The following is a 12893-nucleotide window of genomic DNA, read 5'->3' on the forward strand; positions in this document are numbered from 1 at the left end:
ACCAAACTTTTAATAACTAATTTACCCCATTCTAAGCCTCATTTCCATTCTCTTTCAGATTAGCCAAAATTCTTTCTTGAAAGGCTTCAAACTGCCGAATTTCTTCCTCTGAGAAGCCTTTATAGAAAATCGCATCTAATTTCTGACTGACACGATGGCCAACTTCTTTCTGAGACCAACCCTGCTCTGTCAACTTGACATATTTCTTTCTCTTATCTATTCCACATGGACTGATGATGATCAGGTTTTGCTCCTCAAGTTTCTTAATCATGGTTGTGAGCGTATTATTGGCCAAACCTGTCGCAAGTGCAATATCTGTTGCCGTAGCACATCCTGTCTCACTATTCCATAAAACAGTGAGAATCTTGCCCTGTTCACTCCGATAAAGAGCCTCAGGATCCTGATTCAGTAACTTTTGAAAAAGCCGCCCATTCAACAAACGAATATGATGGGCTACCAAATGACAATATTTCATGAAACCTCCAATTTATTTCTATATCGATACGAATAAAAAACATTATAATACTTATTATTCCAATTGTCAACTATTTCGATTTAGAACTAATTTTTCTCAGTAAAAAATCTCCTACTCAAGGTAGAAGATTTCAATCTTATAAACTTAATCCGTCATGTCTGATACCAAGGTTCGACGCTCCAATGGAATACTGCACATAACTAACAAGAAAATGAAACCTGACTGAATCCAGAAAAGGGCCAAGTCAAAGATTCCATGCACAGCAACCACTGTAAGGAAAGATAGATAAAGACCGATAATTGGACGTTTCCCCGACTCCTGACTCATATCCATCATCAAACGAACAGGAGCAACAGAAGACAAAGCTAATAAAATGGTTCCCACAATTCCGTAACTCAGAATCGTATCAATATAAAGGCTGTGAGCATGTTCATGATAAGGAGCATTTATCCGAGGATAAGAGTGCATATAGGTCAATGGCCCCTCCCCCCAAAAAGGATTTTGCTTAAACAAGGCCATCCCAGCATCCCAGATAGAAATGCGTTCTTCCATAGAGGAATCTAAAGTCCCCATCCGAACTCCCAAATCACTAGAAAAAAGGAAACTCAAGCCAATCGCAAAGACCCCGATACTAAGCCAAAAGGCCTTCCAGTTTTTAATGGTTGTAAAGAGATAAATGATGGCTCCAGCGATAATAGCAGGAAAGGCAGTTCGATTTTGAGTAAAGTTCAATCCAAAGAGATTAACAAAGCCTGCAATCACACAGAATACCTTCAACCAATTCAACTTGGTCGTTGTAAAGAGATAGAAGGCAATCATGATACAGAAACAACAAATAATTCCATAGTAATTAGGATTAAAAAAGGTCACTTCTGCCCGATTCTGATGCCATACCTGCATATTGGGCGAAAGAAAGGCATAGTTAAATTTCTTTACAATTTGGAAATGCTCCAAAGTAGCAAAAGCCGCAGAGAGCACACTACCAAACAAGATTGTCTGCAGTATCAGTCGAAAGAAAGCATGTGTCAGACGTTTCTGGTAGAAACTAAAGAAAATGAGGAAGAGAAACATCAGTAAAGATGCAACCAATCCAAGCCAGTTCTTAGCGACGATAGAGATGATACTACTGTAGGCAATAAAAAAGAGAAGTACAGGATGTTTGGCTAATCCTTTGATAATTCCCTTCATCTCCCCAGTAACAAGTAAACCTATCAAATATAAAGCAAAGAGGGCTAAGAACAAATAAAAAGGTAAAAAGATACTTATGATCATCAAATACAAAAAGAAATCTTTTTTCGAAAGCCCTCTTATCTTATCCAGTAATCCAATTGATTTCAAAACGGATCCTTTCTGTTCTGGATTTCTCCAGAAGATAAATGCTAAACTATCTTTATATTCTACCATTTTTTCCGTCATTTGGGAACAATGAACACGTTTTCACAACAAAAAAACTCTTTCATTAATATAGCACTAGAACTGAATTTTTCTGCCGTTTTCCACTACTTGATAGGTCTGACTTTGTAAATCAATTTCTGCTACTGCTGTTACGGACTTGTCTTTATTTTGACGTTTGATTACAATGCTGTGAGCTGTTGGTGTTTCAACGTCAATAGTCCCTTCTAGATCAAAGGCCTCTGACCGATTACGGAAAGAAAATAGATTGAGAAGGGCCTTCACCACAGGACGTTGAACTTCTTCTGCTATTTCCTCATTGCTATAGTAATGACGATTAATATTTCGACCTTCTTTGGTTTCTTCTAACAATTTCAAGTCATTTTTTCCTGCTAATAGACCCACATAGTAAACCTGAGGAATGCCTGGAGCAAAAGCTTGAATCAGACGAGCTAGGAAATACTTGACATCATCATCTCCAAGCGCAGAATAGTAGGTTGAATTGATTTGGTAGATATCTAAATTGTTATACTCGGCACTAGAGTACTTCCGTTTGACATTCGCTCCAACCTTATAGAGCTCATTTGAAGCATAGTCAATTTCCTCATCGGTCAGGATATCTTTGACATCCACCACTCCAATTCCATCATGGGTATCTAGTGTCGTAAATTGCTTCATCGGGCTCATCTTTAACCACTTAGCCAAACGCTCTGTTCTGGAACTGTAAAGAGTATAAAGGGTCACCATTGGAAGGGCAAAATCATAAACATAGTAATCATGGTCCGCTATTTTAAACTGAATCGAATAGTGTTCATGAATCTCAGGTAAGAGCTCTGTCCCATACTCAGCAGCGATATCTCGAACTTTGTCCAATAAATTCCAAATATCTGGTTCCACAAAGAAATCATTGGTATCCAATTTCTTCACTGCATAAGCAAAGGCATCTAGACGAATCAAATCACACCCGTTACTTGCTAGATGTTGAATCGTCTTACGGATGAATGCCATCGTTACTTCTTTGGTCACATCAAGATCAATCTGCTCCTCACCAAAAGTATTCCACAAATGTTCTACTGAACCATCTGCAAAAAGAATCTCTTGCTTTGGTGCACGATCCTTACGCTTGTAAATTAAATCTACATCAGCTTGTGTCGGACGATTTTCTGGCCAAAACTTATCCCAGTTTAAAAAGAGATCTTTAAATTCACTGGCTTCATGTTTTTCTTGATAGTCCTTATAGTACTTAGATTGACGAGAAATATGGTTAATCATAAAGTCAAACATAAGATAATATTTCTCGCCTAAACGCTTAACGTCCTCCCAATCACCAAAAGCTGAATCCACTTCATCATAGTCAACTGGCGCAAATCCACGATCACCTGTTGATGGGAAAAATGGTAGAAGGTGAACTCCCCCAATAGCATCTCCAAAATGTTCTTCCAAATTCTCATACAAGTCTTTAAGGTTATTTCCAAGACTATCTGAGTAAGTAATCAACATAGTTTTATTTTGAATGGTCATAAATGTTCTCCTTTTTCTGATGAAAGCCAAGTCTCATATGACCTGGCTTCGTAAATGAAAGATATTTTTAGATTTTTGTTCACATTGAACTCGTACTAAACTGCAAGCAACTAAGTACGACTTTCTTGTTTTCTACATAGAATTGTCAACAAGCTGAACCGTTCGTCTATGTATGGAATTATAGATTCCCTAAGCACTTTCTTACTTCACTGCTCCGTTACTCATTCCTGAAATGATATGTTTTTGGAAGATGAGGTAGACAATGGTTATCGTTACAATTCCCACAATATAAGATGCAAAACTTGGGCCATAGTCATTGAAGTACTGACCTTGGTAGTTGTATTGGAAGAGAGGCAAAGTCCACATCTTGGAATCCTTATTCAGAATCAACAGTGGCAACATAAAGTCATTCCAGAACCATAGTGCATTGATAATCAAGGTTGTCGCATGCATGGGTTTCAGCATTGGAAAAATGATTCGACGATAAATTGTAAAACGATCAGCCCCATCGATTTCCGCAGCTTCATCCAAACTATCTGGTACACTGATTTTTATATAACCAACATACAAGAAGAGAGTCTGTGGAATAGCATAAGTTAGGTAGAGTATTACTAGCCCCCACATATTTGCCAGGCCGAGCTTACTCATCATAACTGTGATAGGAATCATAATCACCTGAAATGGAACAAATATACCTAAAATCAAGAGCGAATACATAATTGCAAAGGCTTTTTTCTTGGACATATTTCGAGCAATGGAATAAGCTGCAGCTGGTATAAAGAAAGCTACTACAATCAATGATAACACCGTAATAACAGCTGAATTCCAGAAATAGCCTCCAATCCCATCCGAAACTAAGCGTTCGTAATTACTTAAGGTAAAAGGATTGGGCAAACTAAAGAAATGATTCATGATATCCTTAGTTGTTTTGAAAGAACTAAATACTGTTACCAATAAAGGAACAAGTATAAGAATACCACCGACTATCAAGAGGACATATTTCCAAAACTGATTCAATTTTTCTTCTTTTTTCATGTGTAGGACTCCTCTATTAGATTTCAAATTTCTTTGATAGCTTGATTTGGATAAGAGAAACAATTCCAATAATTAAGAATAAAATCAAGGCAATTGCATTCGCATATCCATATTGATTACTCTTGAAAGCATAGTTGTAGACTAAAAGTCCAAGAGACGTTGTAGCATTATTTGGACCACCACTCGTCAAGGCAAAAATTTGGTCAAAGGCTGTCAAACCGGACTTAAGAGCCAGAATAAAAACCATAGAAATCGTTGGTAGCAAATATGGTAATTCAATCTTCCAAAAGGTTTGTTTGCTTGTTGCACCATCAATTGATGCCGCCTCTAAAATATCAGTTGGGATACTCTGAAGACCCGCAAGAAAGAGAATGATTGGCATTGCTACTCCTTGCCATAGAAGAACAAAAATAGTTGCCACTACCGCTCCGACAGGTGTCCCCAATAGACTCTCTTGTAAAAAACCAATCCCTAAAATTCTTCCAATCGTTGGAAGACCATAGTTGAAGAATTGTTTAAAAATCAAGGAAACTGTCAAACCAGACAAAACAGCCGGGAAAAAGAACCAAGCTCTAAAGAAGGTCTGTCCCTTCATCTTAGAATTTAAGGCTCGTGCCACAACCATCCCAATCGTAATCTCTCCAATAATCAATGCCAGAGTTAAAATCAAAGTAAAAGCAATCGCTGTGAAGAATTTTCCATCAATCATAAGCAATTTGTAGTTATTCAAACCAACAAATTTATAATTATAGGTCAATCCAGTCCAGTTAGTCAAACTATAGAAAGCACCTTGCACCATCGGAAAGTAAAAGAAGACAGCTTGTAAAGCAAGCGGGATGAGCAAAAAAGTCCAACCCCAGTATTTATTTAAAAATTTTCGAATAGCCATATCATCTTAACTCCTATTCTAGTCCAAATCTGCCTTCATTGGATTAAAGAAAGCATTGAGATTGTTTGCCATATTTTTCAGATTTTTATCCATCAAGTAACCTGCACTTAGATTAAAAAAATCTTCTTCAGAATTCCAGTGTTGGCCCAACCAAACATAATGTTTGTCAGTAAAGGCCAGTTTAGAAATATCTGCAAGCGCTGAGTCTTCTTTTTCCTGTATGCCTTTTACAGCAACTGGTGATCCATCTACATCATAATATGACTGCATAGCTTTTGGACTAGTCATATAGCTGATAAATTCTTCGGTTTCTTTCGGATGTTTAGTAGTAGCCGAAGTTGATAATGCCATGTCCCCTGCACCAACAGTAACTTCTTTTCCTACTTCTTCTCCTGGGAAGGCAAACATCCCCACCTCAAATTTTGGATCCTGTTGATTAATTGCCGCTAATGCCCATGATCCTTGTGGCATCATCAAAGCTGTTTCACTCGAAAATGCTACCACCGCATCATTATAAGAAGCACCACGCCAACCATCTTGAGCATTATCTGCTAATAAATCGAGTCGTTCTGCATCGGCTTTTAAAATAGCATCATCTGCAGAGATAGCGTTTGGTTTTGAAAAGCGAAGATAGTTATTAGCCGCATCTCCACTACCTGTAATAGTAATGAGAGAAAGTTGGTGGTAACCATTTAATGTCCAGCCTTCATTGCCTGCAACTGCAAATGGAGAATTCCCCCTATCTTTTATCTTTTTAACAATCTCTTGAAACTCTTTAAAAGTCTTCGGTTCCTCAAGTCCTAATTCTTTAAACTTCGTTTTATTGTAATAGATTCCATAAAGGTTGGCTGTTAAGGGCACACTATAAACCTTGTTATTGATTGCATACTTTTCGGCATAGTCGTTCTTGATGTTCTCAAGATAAGATTTCCCTGTCATATCTGCAAAATAACCTGCTTTTGCCCACTCCTGAAAATCCATATTTTGAGGATAGATATTAATAATATCTGGAACATCTCCTGATAAAATCCGAGTCTTCAGAACAATTCCAGCTGCGGGAACAGTCGTCAGTTTTACATCAATAGTAGGGTGATCCTTTTCAAAATCATCCACTATCCTTTGCAAGGTATCCGCCATCTCGGTCTTCTGATTAAAAAACTCAATCGTTACCTTGCCATCAGTTGATTGATTGTTCTGACTACAAGCCACTAGGCCTAGTAAACTTGCCCCAGCTACTAAAAGAAAACCTGCTTTCTTATACCATTTCATTGGAATGCCTCCTTGATAAATTTATACGCTTTTATTATAGTCTCTTGAATTTATACTGTCTACTCAAAAAATCTCCTGGTGATAAGGTAACAGTTAAACCTGCATACATGAGCTCTGCACCCGAGTAAACAATGTTTGTCCCTTCCAGCTCATAAAGCCCTTCCACTTCTAAGTCTTTCAGTTTCAAGGTGGTTTCCATTGTTTCCACAACTGATAGGACTCGGACGTAGGTTACAATCGTTTGATTTCCATAGTTAAATTGCACAGTTGCTTCATTGGATTCAGCATCGGGATTGATTAACCTATACTGATTTCCCAACTGGACTACTGGTCGCAATTCTTTATACAAGTTCACCTGATTAGCAATCTCAGCTTTCTCATCATCTGATAAACTTGTCAAATCAAGCTCATAACCCAGATTTCCCATCATTGCTACATGACCACGAGTTTCCAATGGTGTCATTCGTCCCATCTGATGATTCGGTACAGCTGACACATGAGCTCCCATAGAAATGGTTGGATAGAGATAGGATGATCCATACTGTATAGGTAAACGTGCTATGGCATCAGTATTATCACTAGCCCAGACTTGTGGGAAATAACGCATCATACCAAGATCATTTCTGCCACCGCCACCAGAGCAGGACTCAAAGAGAATATGACTGTGTTTCTCTGTCAGATAAGAAACGAGTTCGTAAAGCCCCAGCATGTACTGATGAGATTGCATCTGGGTTTCCAGATAAACTGAACCATTCCCCAGATTAGTAATATTACGGTTCATATCCCATTTGATGTAGTCAATTTTATGATGAGAGAGGAGTTCATCTAAGACATTTTTCAAATATCCTACTACCTGGGGATTGGCAAGATTAAGTACTAATTGATTTCTAGAATAGGTATGCTCATAACCTGGAACCTGAATGGCCCAGTCAGGATGTTTACGATACAAGTCGCTATCAACAGAAATCATCTCCGGTTCTAACCAAAGCCCAAACTGCAAACCTCTTTCATGGATCGCTGAAATCAGACTTTCTAGACTTCCACCCAATTTTTCCTCATTCACAACCCAATCACCTAAAGCACGATTATCATCAAAGCGATTACCAAACCACCCATCATCTAATACAAAAACTTCAATACCAACTTTCTTAGCTTCATCAGCTAGTTCTAACAATTTTTCTCTCTGAAAGTCAAAGTAGGTAGCTTCCCAGTTATTAATTAGAATTGGACGCTCTTTTTTAGAAAATTTACTTGGCATAATGTACTTAAGTACAAAATTCTGACTTTCATGACTAATACCAGTTAATCCCTTATCTGAATAAGTCACTAAAGCTACCGGTGTTTCAAAATTTTCCTCAGGATCTAACTTCCAAGAAAAATTTTCTGGATTAATGCCAATAGCAACCCGAACTTCATTCAGTTGATTCTTTTGGACAAAAGCTTCGAAGTTTCCACTATACAGTAGTTGTAGAGCAAACACATTCCCAGCATCCTCTGTAACTCCTTGATCACATAATAGAAGAGCTGGTGTTTGAGCATGCCCAGAAGCTCCACGGTTCGAACTAATCGAAAAGATTCCTTGTTCTACCTGTTGACGTCGGACAGTCTTTTCACGAGCATAAGCTCCCTGTAAAGTCACTATTTCGTAAGCTGCAGCAGGAAAATCAGCCATAAAAGAAAAGGCCTTATGAATGACAACTTCCTGATTGCTATTATTCTCCAATTTGCTGTAACTAGCAATTGTCGCATCATTATCAAAAGCAGTATAATACAAAGTCAGACTAAGTTTAGCTTGAGGATCTTTTAAAATCAAGGCAAGCGTCTCTGTAGCATCCATGCTGTGAGGAGAAGGTAAGCCCTGTGGACCATTCTGACCTTTTAAAATCTTTGCTTCTACAAATCGAAAGTCTGTTACTTCAGTTGCATCATGTTGAATCTGTAAAGTTGGTTTTCTAAAGTCACCCAAACCATGTTGTCCAAAAATCTGACGTTGCGTATCCAAACTAAAGGTTCGATTAGTAGCTATAGGATTACCAGAAAAAGCATGATCGCGTTCGTAAACACTATTAGCCCCTCTATAGTTCTTAATAGTCTTTCCTAAATGTTTTAATAATAAGAACCCATCCCTATTTTCAATAATCAAACTTAAACCTTTACTCTCAACGTAAAATAGATTATTCTCTATTCGAACTCCCATAAATTGTACCTCATCCATTTCTTGATAAAATTTTATCACATAAAAGCGCTTTCTAAAATAGAGAAATGTATACAAAGTATGGTAAAATGTTAGGTAGGAGGTGGCCCATGCTCGTTTTTTCAGAATACCAGACTGGAACAATTGATCTTTCTCTTAGCTTCTACGGTTATGAAGAATGCACGCCTAATTACTCTTTTGGCCCAGCTATTCGAGATACCTATGTACTACATTACATTACTAAAGGAAAAGGGCAGTTCCATTATAAGGGGAAAATTGTTGATTTAAAGGCAGGAGATTTCTTTTTACTAAAACCAGATGAATTAACCTTTTATCAAGCAGATAGCCAGGATCCTTGGGCTTACTACTGGTTGGGGATCACTGGAGGGAGGGCACCTGACTACTTTGCTCTATCTCAAATTTCTGACCAATCCTACCTCATCCAGTCAAATAACTGTCATACACAGACAACTGCAAAACTCATCTCAGATATTGTCCGCTTCGCTCAGATTACAAAATCTAATGAATTGGCTCAACTCCACATCATGGGACAACTCCATGAACTAATGTTTCATCTAGGAACGATTGCTCCAAATCAGAAAAAAGAGAATATTTCATCAACTCACCAGCTCTATCTTGACTGCAAACGATTGATAGATAGTCACTATCCACGATCGCTCACCATTCAAGATTTAGCTAAAGAGCTATCGGTTCATAGAAGTTACTTAACTAGTGTGTTTAAAGAATTTCACCAACTCTCTCCAAAAGAGTATCTACTCTACGTTCGGATGCATCGTGCACAACAACTTCTGGAACATACTGAAGAATCTATTAAAGTCATTGCATACTCCGTCGGCTTTTCAGATCCTCTCCATTTCTCAAAAGCCTACAAGCAGTTTTTTCATAAAACACCGAGTCAAACTCGAAAAGAACTCTCTCACTCCCTCTTAGCTAGAAAGGAAAATCAATGAAATCACACCAACTAGTCTACCAAATATTAGCTAGAGAAAACGACTATGTTAGCGGAGAAAAAATTGCAGAAGAACTGTCGTTAAGTCGTACATCCATATGGAAGGCAATTCAACGCCTCCAACAAGAAGGGCTCGTGATTGACAGTATTAAAAATAAAGGTTACAAACTTATTCAAGGCGATTTGATCCTACCTGATTTGACTCAAGAGAAAACCAACTTAACTATTTTCTACAAACCTGAAACAAAATCAACACAAACAGATGCAAAAGAAGGAATTGAAGGAGGAAGTCAGGGAAATAGTCTCTATCTTTCCACATGTCAAACAGCAGGTCGTGGACGCTTTCAGCGTCCATACTACTCTCCTGCTCAGGGAGGTATTTATATGTCATTACATATTCAGCCAAATCTCACCTATGACCAGCTTCCTGCCTACACATTACTTACAGCAGGTGCCATTTACAAAGCCATTAAAAACCTCACCTTGATTGACGTGGGTATCAAATGGGTAAATGATATCTACTTTAAAAATAAAAAAATAGCAGGTATCCTCACCGAAGCTATGACGTCCGTGGAAACAGGCCTAGTAACAGACGTCATTATCGGCGTTGGAATCAACTTTGCCATCAGCGATTTTCCCAAAGAGATAAAAGAAAAAGCTGGAAGTCTCTTTACACCACCAGCTCCTATCACACGAAACGAACTAATCTCAGAAATTTGGCGTTGTTTCTACCAAACAGCACCCGAAGAACTACTCTATCTTTATAAAGAACACTCTCTTGTTCTAGGAAGAGAGGTCAGTTTTATCCAAGAACAGACTGAAAAAAAAGGAGTCGCCAAGGACATCTCCGACAAAGGACAACTCCTTATCCAGCTTGATGACCAGACAGAAATCTGGCTCAATAGTGGTGAAATCTCACTCACTAGCTGGACTTAACAACGGCACTATATGCAACTAGCAACATATAGTGCTTTTTGAATGTAGAAAGCAACAGATATATAAATAGCTGGCTTCCTGTCAACAATTTACAGGTGGATAGCTTTTGAGGCATGCTTTTTATATGCCGTGCTATGTGCCAAAGAAACCCCATAGCAGTGATTTTCGTGTCCAAGCATGACCAATGGAAGTGCAAAAACTTTAACAGCATACAAAAGCAGCCAAAACATAAAGACTTCAGCTTTTATATTCACCAAATTTTTACTAAACATCTCGTACAAGAACCATGCATTTAAAGCCATATTGAAAAGACTCGCCAACGTTGCTGAGACTATATTGGTTTTCAATTTTGGATGATAACATTTAGTCACATATAAGGCCAATATTGAAATATTATAAAGGCAAATCGGCTGATAATTTTCTCTATAAATAACCAGCGTCTTACGATTATAGAACAGGAAACCATGAGGTCCACGATGATATTCATTTATCCAGACATGGCTAAGACCTCTAATCTCATCCCAAGCTATAAATAAATCAATTTTTCTTAGATAAATCCCAGTTTTATGGATTAAACACTTCCATTTGAACATGAAAGATAAAAGAAAAGTAAGGAGCAAAACCGCAACTGTAACAATCTTCAACTCCTCTTGCCCGATAGTCAAAGATAGGTTAAAAAAGCGAATTTGCGCTTTTTTTGCATCTAAGATCATTGAAATCACAGTTAGAAATACTACAAAGATAAATAGTATAAATCTATAAAAAATACTACGAAATTTTACTCCATTTTTCATCTCGATTATCCCCAGCCACTTAAAGTCCCTAACCCTAGTATACCACTAAATCTAGTCTATTTATGATTTTTTCTAGTATGATAGTTAGTGAAACGGCATTAGATAATAGAGCTCTATAATTCTGTAGTGAGTAAAACCACTATGAGATTATGGAGCCTATTTTGTTGGCTTGAATTGTCAAATTAAGTGCACATTTTATCACAAACCTACTTGATATTAAAGACCCTAACATCAAGAGTGTAGATATTATCAATATGGATCCCCCAAAAGGAAATCACTGAAGAAATATGATTTTCAAAAAAAATCTAAAATCCCTTATCTAGAATGTGCGGGATACAAAATTCTAATTCGTCTAAGGAAACGGCGCTTCCGCTGTAAAGTCTGTAAAAAAATGGCTGTCGCAGAGACTCCCTTAGTCAAGAAAAACCACCAAATCGCTCAAAAATTAATCGAGAAAGTTCCTATGACGGTCATCGCTGAAAGCTTGGCTATCTCCACTTCCACCGTCATTCGTAAACTGAAAGAGTTTAAATTCAAGACAGATTTATCTTCCAACTCACATGTCTTGGGATAAATACAGCTTCAAGAAAGGTAAGATGAGCTTCATTGCACAAGATTTTGATTCAAATAAGATCCTAGTTATCTTAGACGGACGGACTCAAGCAACGATTCGCAATCATTTCCTTCGTTATTCTAGACAGGTCCGAAATGGAATGAAAGTCATTACAATGGACATGTTTAGCTCCTACTACGACATCGCTAAGAAACTCTTTCCTTCTGCTAAAATCATCCTCGATTGCTTTCACATTGTACAAAATCTCGGCCGTGCTATGAGCCGCCTTCGCATCCAACTCATGAATCAGTTTGATAGGAGATCGTACGAATATAAGGCAATCAAACTCTACTGGAAACTCATCCAACAGGAGAGTCGGAAACTAAGTCATAAACGCTTTTATCGCCAGACCTGAAAAAACACTATAATCTCTATCAGCTCTTGCTTTTTAACTTTCAGAACAAGGAGGCAGAAAATTCTTTCGAACTCGTTGAAAATAATCTCAAGCTGGTCCACCCTCACTTTCAGGCTGTCTTTCAAACCTTTCTCAAGGATAAAGAGCCAAAAAAAGAGAGTGCCAATGTGGCTCTCTCCAGAATATGACTTTTCACCAACCCACTAGAGTTAATAAAGATTCTCAAATCACATCACGGAGAATGGGGGATTCGAACCCCCGCGCCAGTTACCCGACCTAACGATTTAGCAAACCGTCCTCTTCAGCCTCTTGAGTAATTCTCCAAAATATTTAATTAATAGGTATAAGTTGATTTAAACTCTTACACTCGCTTTATAGCTCTCTGTATACGGAGAATGGGGGATTCGAACCCCCGCGCCAGTTACCCGACCTAACGATTTAGCAAACCGT

The 12893-nt window shown here is 38.0% G+C and carries 10 protein-coding genes, 1 tRNA gene and 1 pseudogene; 3 read left to right on the forward strand and 9 right to left on the reverse strand.

The genetic code is table 11. The features are described 5' to 3' along the window. Window positions 1-31: 31 nt before the first annotated feature. The 7 genes from E2R31_RS01475 to E2R31_RS01505 form a co-directional block, all read right to left on the reverse strand. Window positions 32-475, reverse strand: coding sequence for a MarR family winged helix-turn-helix transcriptional regulator (locus E2R31_RS01475; RefSeq protein ID WP_132972484.1), 444 nt, complete (start codon window positions 473-475; stop codon window positions 32-34). Between the two features lie 144 nt (window positions 476-619). Beyond that, window positions 620-1813, reverse strand: a complete 1194-nt coding sequence (locus E2R31_RS01480; RefSeq protein WP_008289123.1) for an O-antigen ligase family protein — start codon at window positions 1811-1813, stop codon at window positions 620-622. A gap of 132 nt (window positions 1814-1945) precedes the next feature. Then, a complete protein-coding gene (gene gtfA, locus E2R31_RS01485) occupies window positions 1946-3388 on the reverse strand; it encodes a sucrose phosphorylase (RefSeq protein WP_132972486.1) in 1443 nt (480 codons plus the stop codon). A 201-nt stretch (window positions 3389-3589) separates the two neighbouring features. Beyond that, a complete protein-coding gene (locus E2R31_RS01490; protein WP_132972488.1) occupies window positions 3590-4423 on the reverse strand; it encodes a carbohydrate ABC transporter permease in 834 nt (277 codons plus the stop codon). Window positions 4424-4439: 16 nt separating this feature from the next. Beyond that, window positions 4440-5312, reverse strand: a complete 873-nt coding sequence (locus tag E2R31_RS01495) for a carbohydrate ABC transporter permease (RefSeq protein WP_132972490.1) — start codon at window positions 5310-5312, stop codon at window positions 4440-4442. 18 nt (window positions 5313-5330) lie between these two features. Further along, window positions 5331-6581 (reverse strand): extracellular solute-binding protein, encoded by a 1251-nt coding sequence (locus tag E2R31_RS01500; protein ID WP_132972492.1) that lies wholly within the window; start codon window positions 6579-6581, stop codon window positions 5331-5333. A 34-nt stretch (window positions 6582-6615) separates the two neighbouring features. Continuing rightward, a complete protein-coding gene (locus E2R31_RS01505) occupies window positions 6616-8778 on the reverse strand; it encodes an alpha-galactosidase (protein WP_125450591.1) in 2163 nt (720 codons plus the stop codon). A 107-nt stretch (window positions 8779-8885) separates the two neighbouring features. On the opposite strand from E2R31_RS01505, the gene E2R31_RS01510 reads away from it, so the two are divergent. Beyond that, window positions 8886-9746 (forward strand): AraC family transcriptional regulator, encoded by an 861-nt coding sequence (locus E2R31_RS01510; protein ID WP_084947178.1) that lies wholly within the window; start codon window positions 8886-8888, stop codon window positions 9744-9746. Further along, on the forward strand, window positions 9743-10681 hold the full coding sequence (gene birA / locus E2R31_RS01515) for a bifunctional biotin--[acetyl-CoA-carboxylase] ligase/biotin operon repressor BirA (RefSeq protein WP_132972494.1): 939 nt from the start codon (window positions 9743-9745) through the stop codon (window positions 10679-10681). The genes E2R31_RS01510 and birA overlap by 4 nt, the downstream gene beginning before the upstream one ends. Window positions 10682-10770: 89 nt before the next feature. On the opposite strand, the gene E2R31_RS01520 is transcribed toward birA, so the two are convergent. Continuing rightward, the gene (locus E2R31_RS01520) at window positions 10771-11475 is read right to left on the reverse strand and encodes a hypothetical protein (RefSeq protein WP_132972496.1); all 705 of its coding nucleotides are present in this window, start codon (window positions 11473-11475) and stop codon (window positions 10771-10773) included. A gap of 173 nt (window positions 11476-11648) precedes the next feature. Between E2R31_RS01520 and E2R31_RS01525 the strand changes: the two are divergent. After that, window positions 11649-12589 (forward strand): annotated as a pseudogene (locus E2R31_RS01525) (ISL3 family transposase); the annotation flags it as partial. Window positions 12590-12678: 89 nt separating this feature from the next. Here E2R31_RS01525 and E2R31_RS01530 read toward each other — a convergent pair. Continuing rightward, window positions 12679-12766, reverse strand: a tRNA-Ser gene (locus E2R31_RS01530). Window positions 12767-12893: the final 127 nt, after the last annotated feature.

Source organism: Streptococcus downii (assembly GCF_004353325.1).
Taxonomy (GTDB): Bacteria; Bacillota; Bacilli; order Lactobacillales; family Streptococcaceae; genus Streptococcus; species Streptococcus downii.